Origin of the sequence: Phytohabitans kaempferiae (assembly GCF_042433955.1) — a bacterium.
In the GTDB taxonomy this organism is placed as follows: Bacteria; Actinomycetota; Actinomycetes; order Mycobacteriales; family Micromonosporaceae; genus Phytohabitans; species Phytohabitans kaempferiae.
This window is the reverse complement of record NZ_JBHLUH010000100.1, coordinates 83,893-99,505: the sequence shown is the minus strand read 5'-3', so window position 1 is coordinate 99,505 and position 15,613 is coordinate 83,893. Positions and strand designations below refer to the sequence as shown.

Below are 15,613 nucleotides of genomic sequence, written 5' to 3'. Positions count from 1 at the left end.
CGACGTGCAGGCCCCGGAACACGTTGACGGCGGTGGAGGTGACGGCGATGGCTTCGTCGCCGGGGGAGATGTACGCGCCGATGTAGACCGCGTTGGAGGCCATGCCCTGCAGCGGGTCGCCCGTGACGGCGGTCGCTGCCAGTACACCGGCGGCCTCAAGACCGAGTCCCGCCGACTCCGACGAGCGGCCCGCCTGGCTCAGCCGCGCCGCTAGGATGTGCAGCGCCCCCAAAAGGGCGACGTCGCTGTGGTCGGCGCGGGCTTGGGCAACTGCGTCCAGTGCCGCCTGGATGTCCTCATCGATGTCAGCCATACCTTGATGGTCGGGGTCGGGGCCGCCGGTGGCGTCGGTAGTTCTACGCATCGTCTGTAAGATCGAGGACTCCGGCTGTGACCAACAGGTGAAGGTTTTACATGCATCGGTCGACAAATCAGCAGATTCCAGGCCGTTCCTTGCCCTGTGCCGGGATCGTTCCTAGCACCTCAAGGAAGGCGCTTTCCTAACCTGGCGCTCGACACCGAAATCCGCAAGATCGTCTGCACCACGGCATCGAAAGCCTCAACGCCCGGTTCCGCCGCGCGGTTAACGCCCGCGGTCACTTCCCAACCGAGCAGACTCCGCTGGCGAATTCCGGAGGTTATGTGGTGGCGAGTGCGGCCAGGTGGGAGATGCGGTTGCGTCCCATGGGTTTGCCTGCGAGCCATGCGTCGAGTCGGGTGAGGTTGATCGCGGTGGCGGTCAGGATGTTCTGCACGCGGGCCTTGGCGATTCCTTTGTAGCGGCATCTTCGTAGGCCGAAGGCGCGAACGGCCTGGGAGATGGTGCCTTCGATGCCTGATCTGGCCGCGTAGCGTTGGCGCCACTGTTCGGTCTGTTGTTCGGCTCGTAAGTCGCGCAGGAGTTCGTGTTGTTCTCGGGTTCGTAGAGTGATGGTGCGGGCGGCGGTCTTGGCGCGTGTGCACCGGGAGCGGACCGGACAGGGCGTGCAGTCGGTCAGGCTGAAGGTGAACATCACGCGGGGTTTGCCGTGTCGGTCGGTGCCGGTGCCGGACCAGGTGTTGCGGTGTCCTTGCGGGCAGACGGCGGTCAGGGTGTCCCAGTCGATGGTGAACGCGTCGGTGTCGAAGGCGCCGGAATTCCTGCTCTGCCACTGGTTTCCTTGGCCGACCGGGCCGACCAGCTCGATGCTGTGTCGGGCATGCGCGTCCAGGACCGCATCGGCGGTGATGTACGCGGAGTCGGCCAGATGCTCGACCGGAACCAGATCGCGTCGCGTCAACGATTCATGTACTCGCGTGGTGGTATCGATGTCGGCCTCGGTGGCGGGTACGGTGTCCACGTACGTGATCGGATGCGGGCGTCCGTCGTCGCAGCCTTCGCTGAGCTGGACCTTGTAGCCGTTCCAGCCGGCACCGCGTTTGACGCTGTAGCGCGCGTCCAGATCATAGGGCGAGGTGATCGCGATCGCACCTGGCGGACGGCCGTGGATTTCCTTGTCCCGCAAGACGATTCCGCTGTCGTCGCGGTAGTACTGCTGGACCCAGATCGTCCGCAGGCTCGCCACCGCCGGCAGCGCCTTCACGGATTCCGGCGCGTCGGCGCGCCATGCCTGCGCCAGCACAGTGACGCCGTCGGCGCCGATCCGCCGGGCCAGTTCGAGGCGTTCGGTTTCGGATCTGGGCAGCCGGTAGGCGTCGACCCGCGCACCGTACCGGGTGAACCAGTCACTGGGCGCGAAGCTACGCAGCCAGACCGGATCGATCGCAGCGATAGCCTCCAACGCCGCGCGGAGTGTCTCGCCGACCAACTCCAGTCGTTCCAGATCACGGATCGGTGCTGTGGTGATGGCGTCCGTCCTGCGATGGCAGCGCGTACTGGTTCGGCGTGCTGGTCCGCCCATGTCGTGACCGCGCTGTCCATGCCGGTCATGTCGCCGGCGACGAAGTACAGCGCACCAGCCGGTACGCTCGCGCCGAGTTCCACGAGGAGCGGCCGCAGGTGGACCTCGGGAGCCATGGCGTGGTGGAGGCTGCCGCCGGTCAAAACCGGGACCGCCACCACGCCGGCCAGTGCCCGGCTGGGGTATCGGTCGAGGAAGGCTTTGAGTAGCCCGGTGTAGCTGGCCTTGTACGTGGGCGAGGCGACCACGACCAGGTCGCTGCCGGCCACGTCGCCCAGCAGGGCGTCGATGCGGGGGGAGGGCCAGGCGAAGAGGTGACCAGCGTATTTGGCCAAGTCGATGACGGCTGGCTCGCCGAACCGTTCGGCCACGGCTTGGGCGAGCGTGAGTGTCCGGGATGCCGCCACCTTCGCGCCGGTGCGCTTCTCGAACGCCGGTACGGCCGCCGCGGCGACGGCCTCCTGGTAGGCGCCGCCCCAGACCGAGACGACCAGCTCCTGGCCGGTGAAGTCGGTGCTCGCCGGATCCGCCCCGGCCGCGCCGTCGTCGGTACCGCCGCATGTGCTGGTGGCCGCGAGCGTGACCGCGGCGGCCAGGGCGACCGCCCAGCGTGGCCCCCGCCACCACCGTCGTATGGGTCTTCTCATTGCGTGTCCTTCCTCGATGCCGGACGCCGTGCTGTGGGCGCGCGGGGACGGCCGTCGCGACCGGTCGCGACGGTGGGCCTGACGTGATGGGCTCAGGGAGCGGGCTCGTCCTGCTCCAAAATGGACAGTGCGATGGCCATCGCCCGCTCGACGTGGGCGACCATCGCCTCGCGGGCGGCCTGCGGGTCGCCGGAGCGTCCCGCTGGGACTGGCCGGCGCGCAGCGCGAAGAGGCGGGCGGCTTCACCCTCCAGTAGCGTGCGCATGCCGTAGATGGACTCGGCCTCCTCCCGCCTGACCACCGTGACCACGCAACCGCGCCGTGGCAGCTGGGTGACCAGGCCCTCGCCCTGCAGCAGGCGCAGCGCCTCGCGAACAGCGGTGCGCGAGGCGCCGGTCTGCTCGCACAGCTCCCGCTCGATGAGTCGGTCGCCCGGGCGAAGCTCGCCGGCCAGGATCGCGCCCCGCAGCGACGACACGAGTTGGTCCCGGACCGGCCTCGGCTTCGCCCTGGTCGCGTCGCCGTTCCTGGTGCTGCTGGTCGGGCCGGTCGCCGGCGTGACGCTCGGCAACGTCCTGGCCATCGCCCTCGCGACCGCCGTCCTGACCCGCACCTGGCGCGATACCAGGTGGCGCCGCACCGGCCTGCTCCTCGGCACCGCCTTCGTCGGGACCGCCGCCGGCGCCCTCCTGCTCACCGCCGTGCCCACCCGCGCACTGTTCGTCCTGGTCGGCTCCCTGGCCGTGGCGGCGATCGGAATCGTCCTCGCCGGGCCGTCCCCGCGCCTGCTCGCCGGGGTCCGTGGCGGCGCCGTCAGCGGCGCCCTCTCCGGCTTCATGAACACCACCGCCGGCGTCGGCGGCCCCGCGATCGCCATGCACTCCATCGCCGACCGCTGGCCGGCGCCGGTGTTCGTCGGGACCGCCCAGGCGTACTTCCTCGGCGTCAACACCATGTCACTGGCGTTCAAAGGGTTCCCCCGACTGCCCGTCGCGGTATGGGTGGGCGCGCTGGCCACGCTCGCGCTCGGCATCGCCGCCGGGCAGCTGCTGCACCGGCACGTACCCGCGTCCCTGGCCCGGCGTGCGGTCGTCGCCATCGCTCTCACCGGCGGCCTCGCCACCATCACCCGCGGCCTGTTGATGTGACCGCGGCGCCGAAACGGCTGGTTTACAGGACCGCACCAAGAGCTTCACGTAGATCGTCTTGTTGTGCCGGCAGGCCACAGATAAATTCGAATCTAGCTAGCAAGGCGAGTCGAGCTTGAGTTTCGGCGGCCTTTCAGGGTATTGCGTCGTCAACGGCGATGGCGCGGTCACCGGAGGCGGTGGCGGTCCCCCAACGGGGGCCAGACAGCACTGTGACAACTGGATCGGGTAGAGGAGTCCGTGCCCATGGCCGCGCGTTACCCGCTGCCCGACGCCAAGCCCGGAGACACCGTCCAGGAGCGGGTCAAGCTGGCCCTCCGCGAGGCCATCACGAGGGGCGATCTCGCCCCCGGCGCCAAGGTCCACCAGGCGTCGATCGCGAAGTCGTTGCGGGTGAGCGTCACCCCCGTCCGGGAGGCGCTGCGCGACCTCGCGGCCGAAGGGCTGATCGCGCTGGACGCGCACCGCGGGGCCCGGGTGCGCCTGATCGACCTGGACGAGTTCCTGGAGATACGGCAGCTGATGGAGTTCATGGAGCCGCTGTGCGCCCGGTTGGCCGCCGAGCGGATCACGGACGACGAGCTCGCCACGCTACACGCGATCCAGGACCAGCTGGAGCGGGTCACCGCGGCCAGCGACTACCTTCCGTTGAACGCCGACTTCCACGACTACATGACCACGGCAGCGAAGGCGCCCCGCCTGGCGGCGATCCTCGGACCTCTGCGGGTCGCCTCACGGGTCGTGATCACGACCGCGCTGGGCACCGTCCCGTCCCGAGTGGAGCAGGGGATCGAGGAGCATCGTCCGATCCTGGCGGCGCTGCGCCGGCGCGATGGCGATGCCGCCGCCGAGGCGACGGTGCGGCACCTCGCCCCCACTTGGGACGCGGTCGAGGCGCTGTGCCGTAGCCGGGCCGCCGCGACGACCGTCCCTGACTGAGGCCACCCGCGTCCGTCCTCGCGCGGTCCACTCCGCGCCGTCCTCTGTAGACGGATGCCGCGTCCGTACACATCGAACAGACATCGTTACGTCCGCGTGCCCGCGTACTCCCCGCGCCGCGGCGGCGACAGCCCCTGCGCGCCAGCGTGGACCCAGGACGAACGCGATCGGAGCGACGAATGAGCGAGAGCGAAAAGACGATCGAACTGGGCGTCTTCATCCCGGTCGGCAACGGCGGCTGGATCCCGTCGGTCAACAGCCCGGACATCAGGTCGACGTACGGCTACAACCGCGAGGTGACCCTGCTGGCCGAGGAGCTGGGCCTGGACTTCGCGCTCAGCATGGCGAAGTGGCGCGGGTACGGCGGCAGCACCCGGCACTGGGACTTCACGCTCGAGTCGATGACAACGATGGCCGGGCTGGCCGAGGCGACCAGCCGGATCGGGATCTGGGCGACCGTGCACACGATGGTGTTCCATCCGGCCGTGGTGGCGAAGATGGCCGCCACGATGGATCAGATCTCCGGCGGCCGGTTCGGCCTCAACCTCGTCGCCGGTTCCAATCCGTACGACCAGGGGCAGATGGGTCTGTGGCGGGACCTGAGCCACGACGGACGGTACGCGCTGGCCCGCGAGTGGATCACCGTGGCTCGTCGACTGTGGACAGAGGAACGGGTCGACCACAGTGGAGAATTCTTCCAGCTCACCGACTGCGTCTCCAACCCCAAGCCGGTGCGGACGCCGCAGGTCATCTGTGCGGGCACCTCGGACACCGGCTTCCGCTTCACCATCGAGAACTGCGACGGCTGCTTCATCTCCGGCAACAACCCGCAAAGCCTGGTACGCACCGGGCAGCGCGCCAAGCGGATCGCCGCCGAGCTCGGCCGGACCACCAAGACCTACGGGCTGTTCACGGTCGTACCAGGGGAGACCGACGAGGCGGCGCGGGCCCGGGTGGACCACTTCAACGCGGGCGTGGACGTCGAGGCGCTGCGCCGCCAGGCCGGCGAGTACGCCACCGACGTGCGGGAGAACACGATGCGCCAGCGGATGGTCCAGCGGGCCGAGCGGCCGACCGCGGTCGGTGACGGCGCCGTGGTCGGCTCGCCGGAGACCATCGCCCGGCAGCTCGCCGGCCTGGTCCGGGACGCCGACCTGGACGGTGTCACGGTGATCGTGCCGGACTTCATCGACGACCTACGGACGGTCGGCGAGCGGGTGGCGCCGCTGATGGCCGGATACGGCGTGCGGTCGCGGGCGGCCGGGACCGCCGCCGGCGTGGGCGGCGCGGCATGAGCACCCGGTACCTCAACCCGCCCGGCGTGCGGGAGGTCGGCGCGTACACCCACGCGGTGGTGCGCCCGGGTGTGCCCGTCTTCCTTACCGGGCAGGTCGCGTGGGACGACACCGGCGCGGTCGTGGGCGTCGGTGACGCCGCGGCCCAGGTGGCGCAGGTGTGGCGGAACATCCGGGCGGTGCTCGCCGAGGCCGGCGCCGGCCTGGAGGACATCGTGAAGCTGACGACATACACCACCGACCTCGCCTACCGCGAGGCCATCGGGCGCGAACGCGCCCGGCACTTCACACCGGGACGGTTCCCTGCCAGCACCTTCCTGGTCGTCGCCGGGCTGGCCGATCCGGACTTGCTGGTCGAGATCGACGTGGTGGCCGTGGTGCCGCCGGAGAGGACAGCGTGATGGCCGGCAAAGCCGTGGTACCGGAGGGCTTCTACAGCCACCCCTCGTTCTCCGCGGGAGTGCTCGTCCAGGGCGGCCGGACCCTGTACGTCGCGGGACAGTTGCCGCTCTCGCCGGGCGGGGAGCTGGTCGCGCCGGGCGACATCGACGGCCAGGTCGAGCGGGTCTGGCAGCAGATCGAGGCGATCCTGGCCGCCGCCGGCGGGAGCCTCCCCGACATCGTGCGGGTCACCGCTTACACGGTCGACAACGCGTACGTCGGCGCGATCGTCGCCGCCCGGCAGCGCCGGTTCGCCGGGTTCACCCCGCCGGCGAGCGCACTGGTCACGGTCGCCGGGCTGGCCAAGCCGGGCGCGCTCGTCGAGATCGACGCGGTGGCGGTCCTACCGTGACCACGCTGCGGGCCGACCCCCGGCTGACCGACCAGGACGCGGCCCGTGCCGTGGCGGCGGCCGAGGCGCGCAACCTGGAGCCCCGGCACCTGGCCGGGCTGGCGACCGCGCGGGCCAGGGTCCGCCGGCCGGCCACGCCACCGGACAGCGACCCGCGGGTACGGGTGGCCGCGCTGGCGCTGGCCGGCGCGGATGACCGGCGCCCGGCGCGGCTGTACTGGCCGGCTGCCGGTCCCGCGCAGGCCACGCTGCTGTACCTGCACGGCGGCGGCTGGGCGCTCGGCGATCTGGAGATCAACGACGGGGTGTGCCGAGCCCTGGCCGTCGGGGGCGGGGTGGCCGTGGTGAGCCTCGACTACCGGCTGGCACCCGAGCACCCGTTCCCGGCGGCGCTGCGCGACGCGGCCGCCGCACTCGACCAGCTCGCCGCCGGACTGTCCACACCAGACGGCGTGCCGCTGCCGCGGGTGCTCGCCGTCGGCGGCCTCAGCGCGGGTGGTGCGCTCGCCGCCACCCTCGCGCGGCGTTCCCGCGACGGCACCGCGCCGCCGGTGGCCCACCAGATCCTCATCTGCCCGGTGCTCGACTGTGACCTCGATCGGCCCTCGTACCGGCGGTTCGGGCAAGGTCTGCTGCTCACCCTGGACGACATGGCCTGGTTCTGGGACATGTACCTGCCGGACGGGGCGGCCCGCCGGGACCCCGACGCCAGCCCGGCGCGCGCAGTGGACCTGCGCGGACTGCCGGCGGCCACCGTGGTGATCGCGGGTGCCGACCCCCTGCGCGACGAGGCCGAGGAGTACGCCGCCCGGCTGGCCGCCGCCGGGGTGCCGGTGGAGGTGGTCACGGTCGAGGGGGTGCCGCATGGCTTCGTGGGCAACCCGGCTATCCGCAGTGGCCGGACCGCGCTGGCCCGGGCGAGCGCGGCGATGGCTGGGCGGCTGGCCGCGCCCGTCACCGCGAAGGAGCCGTGATGAGCCGGCTCGCCAGGACCGTGCTGGTCCGCGTCGCCTGGGTGGTACCGGTCGCGCTTGGCGTGGTCACGGTGACCTTCTTCGTCTCCCGGGTGCTCTCCGGCGACCCCTCCGAGCTGTTCCTGCCCTCCGACGCCGACCAGCGGCTGCGCGACCAGATCCGGGCGTCGATGGGGCTGGACGAGCCGCTGCCGGTGCAGTACTGGAGGTTCCTGGTGGACCTGTTCCACGGCGACCTCGGCACGTCCTTCACCACCGGCCAGCCGGTCGCCACCGACCTGACCGACCGGCTGCCCGCGACGCTGGAGCTCGGCGTGGTGGGGGTACTGATCGGCCTCGCCGCCGGGATACCGCTGGGCGTGCTCGCGGCCATCCGCCGGGACCGGTGGACGGACTTCCTCATCCGTGGGGTGACGGTCGGTGGCATGGCGCTGCCGTCGTTCTGGCTCGGACTCATCCTCATCCTGGTCTTCTCGGTCACCCTCGACGTGCTGCCCGGCCCGGTGGGCCGGCTGCCGATCGGCACGGCGGAGCCAAACCGGATCACCGGCTTCCTGCTGGCCGACAGCCTGCTGGCCGGCGACCCGTGGCTGTTCGGCCAGGCATGCCTGCATCTTGTGCTGCCCGCGGTCACGCTCGGCGTGCTCATCCTCGCCCCGGTCGCCCGGGTCACGCGCACCGCGATGGTCGAGGCGTTGCAGTCCGACTACGTGCGCACGGCGGTGGCGATGGGCGCTGGCCGAACGCGGGTCTGGTTCCGGTACGCCCTCCGCAACGCACTGCTGCCGGTGGTCACCACCTCCGGCGGGGTGATCGGCTTCGCGTTCTCCGGCGCCGTGCTGATCGAAGCGGTGTTCGGCTGGCCCGGCCTGGGCCAGTACGCGCTGGAGGCAATCTCCCGCGCCGACTACCCGGCGCTGCAGGGCTTCGTGATGTACGCGGCGCTGCTGTACGTGCTCGTGTACCTGGCCGTCGACCTGCTCTACCTGGTCGTGGACCCCCGGACGAGGTCGTGATGACTCTCCTCGACAAGCAACCATCCACTGTGGAGTTGCCGGCGGCCCCGGTCACCGCGGGACCGCGTCGGGCCCGCTGGCGTGGCGGCGGCTCGCTGTCGCTGCGGGTGGGCGCCGCCCTGCTCGGCCTGTACCTGGGGGCGGCGGCCGTCTCGGCCGTGTGGACCCCGTTCGATCCGCGCGAGGTGGGCGCGGGGGAACCGTACTCGCCGCCGGGCGGCAGCCACTGGTTCGGCACCGACCGCCTCGGCACCGACGTGTTCTCGCAGGCGCTGGCCGCCACGCGCCTGGACCTCGGCATCACCGTCGCCGCGGTGGCGCTGGCGCTCGTGGTCGGCGCGTTCCTCGGCACCATCGCCGGCTACTACCGGGGCGTCGCCGACAGCGTGATCATGCGGTCGCTGGAGGTACTGCAGGCGTTCCCGACGCTGCTGTTGGCGATGCTCATCGTCCAGGCGGTCGGGCCGGGCACCTGGAACGTCATCGCCGTGCTCGCCTTCGTCGGGCTGCCGGAGTACCTGCGGCTGGCCCGCGCCGAGATCCTCTCCAAACGGACCTGGCAGTTCGCCGACGCGGCCCGGCTGGCCGGCTGCCGGCCCTGGCGGGTCGCGTTCGGCCACCTGCTGCCCAACAGCACCGGTCCGCTGCTGGCGTACACGTCGATCAACGCGGCGTGGGTCGTGCTGGTCACCTCCAGCCTCGGGTTCCTCGGTGTGGGCATCCGGCCGGGCGAGCCGGAATGGGGTTCGATGATCTCCCGGGGTCAGTCCGGCATCACCTCCGGCGAGTGGTGGATCTCGCTGTTCCCCGGCCTGGCCGTGCTCGGCCTGGCCGCGGCGTTCTACCTGCTCGGCGACGGCCTGACCGACGCCACCGACCCGAGGCGGCGGCGATGAGCGCGGCGTCACTTCGCGTCGACGGGCTGACCGGCCACTTCCGTACCCGGTACGGTGACGTGCCGGTCCTGGAAGACGTCGGGTTCACCGCCCGCGCCGGCCAGGTGACCGCGATCGTGGGCGAGACCGGCAGCGGCAAGTCGATGACCGCCCTGTCCATCCTGCGGATCGCACCGCCGGAGTTCGTGGTCGACCGCGGGCGGGTGCTGCTCGATGACCTGGACCTGCTCGCCCTGCCCGAACGGCGGATGCGCGCGGTGCGCGGCGCCCGGGTCAGTATGGTCTTCCAGGACGCCCGGGCCGCGCTCAACCCGGTGATCCCGGTCGGCCGCCAGCTCGCCGACGTGTGCCGGCTGCACCGGCCGGTGAGCCGCCGGGACGCCGAGCGGGCCGCGGTCGACGCGCTGGCCGCCGTACAGATCCCGGACGCGGCGCGCCGTGCCCGCCAGTACCCGCACGAGTTCTCCGGCGGTATGGCCCAGCGGACGCTGATCGCGATGGCGCTGATCTGCCAGCCGGAGGTGGTCGTCTTCGACGAGCCCACCACCGGGCTCGACGTCACCATCCAGGCCGAAATCATGGGCCTGATCGGCACGCTCACCGCGGGCGGGCTGATCGCCCTGCTCATCACGCACGACCTCGGCGTGGTCGCCGAGACCTGCGCCGCCGTCGTGGTCATGCGGGACGGGCGGGTCGTGGAGGAGGCGTCCACAGAGGACATCTTCACCCGGCCCCGGCACCCGTACACGGCCGAGCTGCTGGCGGCCAGCCGCCTCGTCGAGGGGAGTGTGCCGTGAGCGGCGAAGCGGCGATCGTGCTGTCCGCGACCGGGCTGCGTAAGCACTACCGGGTCGGTGCGTTCGGCGACCACCGCACCCTTGTCGCTGTCGACGGCGTCGACCTGGAGGTACGGGCCGGGGAGACGGTCGCGCTGGTCGGCGAGAGCGGCTCTGGCAAGTCCACTGTGGCCCGCTGCCTGGTTCGGCTGGTCGAGCCGACCGCCGGCGAGGTGCACGTCGCGGGCCAGCCGGTGCGCGCCCGGCCGGTCTCCGCGCTCACCCGGGTCTACCGCGATGTGCAGATGGTCTTCCAGGACCCGAACTCCTCGCTCGACCCCCGGATGACCGTGCGCGCCCTGCTGGCCGAGCCGCTGCGCCTGCACCTGGGCACGGCCCGGCGGGAGCGGCAGGCGCGGGTGCGCGAGCTGGTCGAGATGGTCGGCCTGCGCGCCGAGCACCTGGACCGGTACCCCCACCAGCTCAGCGGCGGCCAGCGCCAGCGCGTCGGCATCGCCCGTGCCCTCGCGGTACGGCCTCGCGTGGTCATCCTCGACGAGCCGACCTCCTCCCTCGACGTCTCGGTCCGTGGCCAGATCCTCGACCTGCTCGCGCAGGTGCAGCAGCAGCTGCGGATCGGGTATCTGTTCATCACCCACGACCTGGCCGTGGTGCGCCGCGTGGCACACCGCGTCCTCGTCATGTACCTCGGCGGCATCGTCGAGCAGGGGCCCACGGGTGCGGTGTTCGCCCGGCCGGTCCACCCCTACACCCGGGCGCTGCTGTCGGCGGCACCCGTGCCCGAGTGGGGGGTACGCCGGGACAGGTTCCATCTCACCGGCGAGATTCCCAGCCCGGTCGACCTGCCCGACCAGTGCCGCTTGGTCGGGCGCTGCCCGCTGGCGGTCCCGGCGTGTTCGCATGCCCGGCCGCCCCTGGTACCGGTCGGCCCCGGCCACGCCGCCGCGTGCCCGGTCGAGACGAACCACGCGACTTCCCCTGCCGGACCGGGCGCGGCAGTCACCGCCCCGGCCCCGGAGTGACCACTGTGGAGGACAAGATGACGACAACCGATCGGCGGTGGCGCCGGCGGCTACTCGCCGCCGCGCTTCCCTTGACCCTCGCCACGGCCGCCTGTGGCGGTGCCGAGCGCGATCCGGCCGACGTGGGCCAGGTCAAGGACCAGCTGGTGGTCGCCTGGACCGGCGACCTGAACAGCATGGACCCCCCGTTCAGCCTCGTGGAGTGGAACCGCGAGCTGGCCGTCAACGTGTACGAGCCGCTCGTGCGGTACAAGCTGGTGCCACAGCCGGACGGCTCGCTGACCTGGGACGGCCTGGAGGTCGCACCCGCCCTGGCCACCTCGTGGGACATCGACGGCGCCAGCATCACGTTCCACCTGCGGCAGGGCGTGAAGTTCCACCCCAGCGGCAACCCGCTCACCGCCGAGGACGTCAAGTACAGCTTCGAGCGCACCGTCGCCGTACCGGGCGGGTTCGGCGCGTTCAACGCCAACCTGGCCGGCATCTTCGACCCGGTAAAGCAGGTCACCGTCGTCGACCCGGCCACCGTGAAGCTCTCGTTCACGAACGCGGCCGGCGAGCCGATGCTGCTGCCGGCTTCGCTGCCGTCGATGCGGTTCCCGCAGTTCAGCATCCTGGACTCCAAGACGGCCAAGTCCAAGGCCACGCCCGAGGATCCGTGGTCCGCCAAGTGGCTCGCCGAGAACGTGGCCGGCACCGGCCCGTACTACGTGGCCGAGCGGACCCCCAACCAGCAGACCGTCCTGCAGGCGGTGCCGGACTACTGGGGTGAACAGCCGCAGATCAAGAAGGTGGTCCTGCGGGTCACCGGCAGCGCGGACATCGTCGCGCTGATGAAGGGCGGCGACATCGACCTGGCCGCCACCGGGCTCACCCCGCGCTCCTTCGACGAACTGGCCAGCAGCGGCTACTCGGTGCTGAACCAGCCGATCCCGAACATCGTCTCCGTGCACCTGGCCGTCGACGACGAGGCGCTCAAGGACGTGCGGGTGCGGCAGGCGATCGCGTACGCCATGCCGTACGACCAGATCCTCAAGGTGGCCCTGGCCGGCCGGGGCGAGCGGGCGATGTCGTACGTCAATCCCAAGTCGCCCGGGTACGAACCCGCCTGGGAGCAGTACTCCACCAATGTGGACAAAGCCAAGCAGTTGTTGGCCGAGGCGGGCGTCACGAGCCTGACGCTGCCGATGTTCTACGACTCCGGCGTGGTCTACAACGAGGACATCGCCCTGCTGGTCAAGGACGCGCTCGGCCAGGTCGGCATCACCGTCGAGGCGAGCCCGCAGCCGACCACGCAGTTCGCCGAGCAGCGGACGGCCCGGGTCAAGAAGGCCGAGACAAGCCAGCACGGGTTGCTGCTGGGCAGCAGCGTCATCTGGCTCGACGACCCCGACCCGAGCACCGACACGCCCTTCAAGACCGGCGGGTCGAGCAACTGGACGCACTACAGCAACGCCACAGTGGACAGCCTGCACGCCGAGCACCGGTTCGACCCGGACGCGGCCGCCCGCGCCGCCGCCTACCAACAGGTGCAGGAGACGATCGCCGCGGACGTGCCGACGATCCCGCTGGCCATCACCGGCCGCACTGTCGCGCTGAACCCGGCGCTGACCGCGATGTCCTTCACCAACGACTCGCACACCCGCTTCTGGACGCTGGGCTGGCGGAAGTGACACACCCCGTGGGGCGATCGAGGCCGCCCCACGGGCCGATCCGAGCACAAGGAGAGCAGATGTCCACACGGACGGTCGAGTACGGCGTGTTCCTACCGGTGAGCAGCGGAGGCTGGATCCCGTCGACCACCACGCCGACGCTCGACGGCAGCTACGCGTACAACCTGGCGGTGACCCGGCTGGCCGAGCGGCTGGGCTTCGACTTCACCCTCTCCCAGGCGGTCTGGCGCGGCTACGCCGGGCCAAGCCACCACTTCGAGGTCAACCTCGAGTCGCTGACCACCACAGCCGGGCTGGCCGCCTCCACCGAGCGGATCGGCGTCTGGTCCACCTGCAACACCGCCACCTTCCACCCGGCGGTACTGGCCAAGATGATCGCCACCGCCGACCAGATCAGCGGCGGCCGCACCGGGCTCAACATCGTCGCCGGCGGCAACCGCGCCTCCGAGGCCCAGATGGGACTCGGCGCCTCGCTCAGCAACCCCGACAAGTACCGCCGCGCCCGCGAGTGGGTCACCGTGTGCAAACTGCTGTGGACCGAGGACGACGTGGACTTCGACGGCGAGTTCTTCACGCTCAAGGACTGCCAGTCCAAGCCCAAACCGGCCGCCGGCCCACCACCGATGATCTGCGCCGCCGTCTCCGACGTCGGGCTGCGGTTCACCGCCGAGATGCTCGACGGCTGCCTGTTCGAGGGCACCTCCCGGCAGTCGATGATCGAGGTGGGCACCCGCGCCAAGCGCATCGCCGAGGAGGTCGGCTCGCCGTTGAAGACGTACTGCGTCTTCATGATCATCCCCGGCGAGACGGACGCCGACGCGCAGCGGCGCCTCGACCTCTACAACGCCGGACGCGATACCGAGACCATGGCCCGGATGTTCGCCGAGCACGGCGACGCGGCCTGGGACAAGGCGGAATTCGAGGCCCGCCGGGCCGTATGGGAAAAGGCGACCGCGGTGAGCACGGGCACCCTCTGCGGCTCCACCGAGACGATCGCCGAGCAGCTCGCCGACATCATCGAAGCCGGCCAGATCGACGGCGCCGTCTTCATCATGCCGGACTTCATCGGCGACCTGACCGCCCTCGGCGAAGGCATCCTGCCGCAGTTGGCCCGCCACGGCCTGACCAGCGCCGCGCTGGCGCTCGACTGACGGAGCGACGGCATGAAGATCAGCGTGGTGGTCGGCAACCCCAAACCACAGTCCCGCACCCGGCGGATCGCCGAGGTGCTCGCCGACGCGGTCGCCGAGGTCACCGGCGCGACCGAGCACCAGGTCTTCGACCTGGCCGACCTCGCGGCGTCGATGTTCCAGTGGCCATCCGACGAACTGGACCGGTGTACAGCCGCGGTGGCCGGCAGCGACCTCGTGGTGATCGCCTCTCCGACCTTCAAGGCCACGTACACCGGACTGCTCAAGGCGTTCCTCGACCGGTACCCGACCGACGGGCTCGCCGGCGTGGTCGCGATCCCGGTTATGTCCGGCGGCTCGCCGGCCCACTCGATGGCCCCCGACGCGTACCTGCGCCCACTGCTGGTCGAACTCGGCGCGAGCGTCCCCACCCGGAGCCTGTACGTCACCATGGCCCAACTGTCCGAACTGGACGCCACCGTCAAGTCCTGGACCGAAAGCAACCGGGCGGCGCTGCACAGCAACGCGGCCGCGCGGGGAAAGGGCGATCGATGCCCGACGAACTGACCGAGATCCCACCGGCCGCCTATCGCCAAGTGCTAGGGCACTTCTGCTCCGGCATCACAGTCGTCACCGCCATCGCGGACGGCACCCCGGCCGGACTCACCTGCCAATCGTTCTTCAGCGTCTCGCTCGACCCGCCGCTGGTCGCGTTCTCCAGTGCGCGCACCTCGAAGAGCTACCCCGCGATCCAGCGAGCGCAGTCGTTCTGCATCAACATCCTGGCCCAGGGCCAACAGGCCCTGTCGACGATATTCGCCCGCAGCGGACCCGACAAGTGGCGCGACGTCTCCTGGCGACCAGGCCGCCGCACCGGCAGCCCCATCCTGGACGGAGTACTTGCCTGGGTGGAATGCACGACCGTCGCCGAACACGAGGCCGGCGACCACTTCCTCACCATCGGCCGGGTCGTTTCACTAGAACACACCGGCGCGACCGAGCCACTGCTCTACTTCCGCGGCGCATACGGCCGCCTGGCAGCCTGACCCACAAGCCGGCAGCCCGGCGAGTTGCGGTCGATGGCACGCCGATACTGCGGCCTCGACTAATCGCCGGCCACAAGGTTCGCAGAGCGTCAGTTCGCGGCGCTCCGCGCCTGGCTGGATGGTTCGTTCATCGCCGTGTCCGGCCCCTGCCAGCGTTGGACGGCAAATCGCAACAGGGGTGGCCGACCACCAGCGCTACCTGGCGTTACATCCAACGTGAGGCGTGTGATTGGCCTCCCGCCAGGGGCATCGCGTCTGGCGGAGGGTGACCCATGACCAGACGAGGCAAGGTGATCCTGGGAATCATTATCGCACTGATCGTGATCATCGTCATTA

The 15,613-nt window shown here is 70.9% G+C and carries 16 protein-coding genes and 3 pseudogenes; 15 read left to right on the top strand and 4 right to left on the bottom strand.

Translation table 11 applies throughout. The features are described from left to right. Positions 1-313 (bottom strand): hypothetical protein (locus tag ACFFIA_RS41570; protein ID WP_377262518.1); only part of this gene is annotated, 313 nt, incomplete at its 3' end. Between the two features lie 177 nt (positions 314-490). On the opposite strand from ACFFIA_RS41570, the pseudogene ACFFIA_RS41565 reads away from it, so the two are divergent. Then, positions 491-624: pseudogene (locus ACFFIA_RS41565) on the top strand (transposase); the annotation flags it as partial. Between the two features lie 14 nt (positions 625-638). Here ACFFIA_RS41565 and ACFFIA_RS41560 read toward each other — a convergent pair. The 3 genes and pseudogenes from ACFFIA_RS41560 to ACFFIA_RS41550 form a co-directional block, all read right to left on the bottom strand. Next, positions 639-1,427, bottom strand: a pseudogene (locus ACFFIA_RS41560) (transposase); the annotation flags it as partial. 152 nt (positions 1,428-1,579) lie between these two features. Continuing rightward, positions 1,580-2,548 (bottom strand): NADPH-dependent FMN reductase, encoded by a 969-nt coding sequence (locus ACFFIA_RS42660; RefSeq protein WP_512700742.1) that lies wholly within the window; start codon positions 2,546-2,548, stop codon positions 1,580-1,582. A gap of 364 nt (positions 2,549-2,912) precedes the next feature. Continuing rightward, positions 2,913-3,002, bottom strand: a pseudogene (locus tag ACFFIA_RS41550) (GntR family transcriptional regulator); the annotation flags it as partial. Between ACFFIA_RS41550 and ACFFIA_RS41545 the strand changes: the two are divergent. The 14 genes from ACFFIA_RS41545 to ACFFIA_RS41480 all read left to right on the top strand — a co-directional run bounded on the left by ACFFIA_RS41545 (position 2,968) and on the right by ACFFIA_RS41480 (position 15,277). Further along, the gene (locus ACFFIA_RS41545) at positions 2,968-3,696 is read left to right on the top strand and encodes a TSUP family transporter (protein ID WP_377262516.1); all 729 of its coding nucleotides are present in this window, start codon (positions 2,968-2,970) and stop codon (positions 3,694-3,696) included. The pseudogene ACFFIA_RS41550 and the gene ACFFIA_RS41545 sit on opposite strands and share 35 nt — an antisense overlap. A 246-nt stretch (positions 3,697-3,942) precedes the next feature. Further along, on the top strand, positions 3,943-4,635 hold the full coding sequence (locus ACFFIA_RS41540) for a GntR family transcriptional regulator (protein WP_377262513.1): 693 nt from the start codon (positions 3,943-3,945) through the stop codon (positions 4,633-4,635). Between the two features lie 179 nt (positions 4,636-4,814). Then, positions 4,815-5,930, top strand: a complete 1,116-nt coding sequence (locus ACFFIA_RS41535; protein WP_377262511.1) for an LLM class flavin-dependent oxidoreductase — start codon at positions 4,815-4,817, stop codon at positions 5,928-5,930. Further along, entirely contained in the window at positions 5,927-6,331 is a 405-nt protein-coding gene (locus ACFFIA_RS41530) for a RidA family protein (protein ID WP_377262509.1), read from the top strand. Before ACFFIA_RS41535 ends, ACFFIA_RS41530 begins: the two co-directional genes overlap by 4 nt. Next, entirely contained in the window at positions 6,331-6,723 is a 393-nt protein-coding gene (locus ACFFIA_RS41525) for a RidA family protein (protein WP_377262507.1), read from the top strand. Before ACFFIA_RS41530 ends, ACFFIA_RS41525 begins: the two co-directional genes overlap by 1 nt. Further along, complete coding sequence (locus tag ACFFIA_RS41520) at positions 6,720-7,697, top strand: alpha/beta hydrolase (RefSeq protein WP_377262505.1); 978 nt, start codon at positions 6,720-6,722, stop codon at positions 7,695-7,697. The genes ACFFIA_RS41525 and ACFFIA_RS41520 overlap by 4 nt, the downstream gene beginning before the upstream one ends. Next, a complete protein-coding gene (locus ACFFIA_RS41515; protein ID WP_377262503.1) occupies positions 7,697-8,713 on the top strand; it encodes an ABC transporter permease in 1,017 nt (338 codons plus the stop codon). Before ACFFIA_RS41520 ends, ACFFIA_RS41515 begins: the two co-directional genes overlap by 1 nt. Further along, entirely contained in the window at positions 8,713-9,609 is an 897-nt protein-coding gene (locus ACFFIA_RS41510; protein WP_377262501.1) for an ABC transporter permease, read from the top strand. Before ACFFIA_RS41515 ends, ACFFIA_RS41510 begins: the two co-directional genes overlap by 1 nt. Beyond that, a complete protein-coding gene (locus ACFFIA_RS41505; protein ID WP_377262499.1) occupies positions 9,606-10,406 on the top strand; it encodes an ABC transporter ATP-binding protein in 801 nt (266 codons plus the stop codon). The genes ACFFIA_RS41510 and ACFFIA_RS41505 overlap by 4 nt, the downstream gene beginning before the upstream one ends. Then, positions 10,403-11,428 carry an ABC transporter ATP-binding protein gene (locus tag ACFFIA_RS41500; protein ID WP_377262497.1) on the top strand — a complete coding sequence of 342 codons (1,026 nt, stop codon included), beginning with the start codon at positions 10,403-10,405 and terminating at the stop codon, positions 11,426-11,428. Before ACFFIA_RS41505 ends, ACFFIA_RS41500 begins: the two co-directional genes overlap by 4 nt. A gap of 17 nt (positions 11,429-11,445) precedes the next feature. Further along, positions 11,446-13,101: an ABC transporter substrate-binding protein gene (locus tag ACFFIA_RS41495; RefSeq protein ID WP_377262495.1), complete on the top strand. Its 1,656-nt coding sequence runs from the start codon at positions 11,446-11,448 to the stop codon at positions 13,099-13,101. Between the two features lie 59 nt (positions 13,102-13,160). Next, positions 13,161-14,252 carry an LLM class flavin-dependent oxidoreductase gene (locus tag ACFFIA_RS41490; protein ID WP_377262493.1) on the top strand — a complete coding sequence of 364 codons (1,092 nt, stop codon included), beginning with the start codon at positions 13,161-13,163 and terminating at the stop codon, positions 14,250-14,252. A gap of 12 nt (positions 14,253-14,264) precedes the next feature. Continuing rightward, positions 14,265-14,798 (top strand): NADPH-dependent FMN reductase, encoded by a 534-nt coding sequence (locus ACFFIA_RS41485; protein WP_377262491.1) that lies wholly within the window; start codon positions 14,265-14,267, stop codon positions 14,796-14,798. Continuing rightward, positions 14,783-15,277 (top strand): flavin reductase family protein, encoded by a 495-nt coding sequence (locus ACFFIA_RS41480; RefSeq protein ID WP_377262488.1) that lies wholly within the window; start codon positions 14,783-14,785, stop codon positions 15,275-15,277. The genes ACFFIA_RS41485 and ACFFIA_RS41480 overlap by 16 nt, the downstream gene beginning before the upstream one ends. Positions 15,278-15,613: the final 336 nt, after the last annotated feature.

What these genes read in the sequence shown, in the direction of transcription:
- ACFFIA_RS41545 (WP_377262516.1), top strand. Translation starts at nt 2,968, where the DNA reads ATGAGTCGGTCGCCCGGGCGAAGCTCGCCGGCCAGGATCGCGCCCCGC.
- ACFFIA_RS41515 (WP_377262503.1), top strand. Translation starts at nt 7,697, where the DNA reads ATGAGCCGGCTCGCCAGGACCGTGCTGGTCCGCGTCGCCTGGGTGGTA.
- ACFFIA_RS41490 (WP_377262493.1), top strand. Translation starts at nt 13,161, where the DNA reads ATGTCCACACGGACGGTCGAGTACGGCGTGTTCCTACCGGTGAGCAGC.
- ACFFIA_RS41495 (WP_377262495.1), top strand. Translation starts at nt 11,446, where the DNA reads ATGACGACAACCGATCGGCGGTGGCGCCGGCGGCTACTCGCCGCCGCG.
- ACFFIA_RS41535 (WP_377262511.1), top strand. Translation starts at nt 4,815, where the DNA reads ATGAGCGAGAGCGAAAAGACGATCGAACTGGGCGTCTTCATCCCGGTC.
- ACFFIA_RS41540 (WP_377262513.1), top strand. Translation starts at nt 3,943, where the DNA reads ATGGCCGCGCGTTACCCGCTGCCCGACGCCAAGCCCGGAGACACCGTC.
- ACFFIA_RS41510 (WP_377262501.1), top strand. Translation starts at nt 8,713, where the DNA reads ATGACTCTCCTCGACAAGCAACCATCCACTGTGGAGTTGCCGGCGGCC.
- ACFFIA_RS41530 (WP_377262509.1), top strand. Translation starts at nt 5,927, where the DNA reads ATGAGCACCCGGTACCTCAACCCGCCCGGCGTGCGGGAGGTCGGCGCG.
- ACFFIA_RS41525 (WP_377262507.1), top strand. Translation starts at nt 6,331, where the DNA reads ATGGCCGGCAAAGCCGTGGTACCGGAGGGCTTCTACAGCCACCCCTCG.
- ACFFIA_RS42660 (WP_512700742.1), bottom strand. Translation starts at nt 2,548, where the DNA reads ATGAGAAGACCCATACGACGGTGGTGGCGGGGGCCACGCTGGGCGGTC.
- ACFFIA_RS41480 (WP_377262488.1), top strand. Translation starts at nt 14,783, where the DNA reads ATGCCCGACGAACTGACCGAGATCCCACCGGCCGCCTATCGCCAAGTG.
- ACFFIA_RS41485 (WP_377262491.1), top strand. Translation starts at nt 14,265, where the DNA reads ATGAAGATCAGCGTGGTGGTCGGCAACCCCAAACCACAGTCCCGCACC.
- ACFFIA_RS41505 (WP_377262499.1), top strand. Translation starts at nt 9,606, where the DNA reads ATGAGCGCGGCGTCACTTCGCGTCGACGGGCTGACCGGCCACTTCCGT.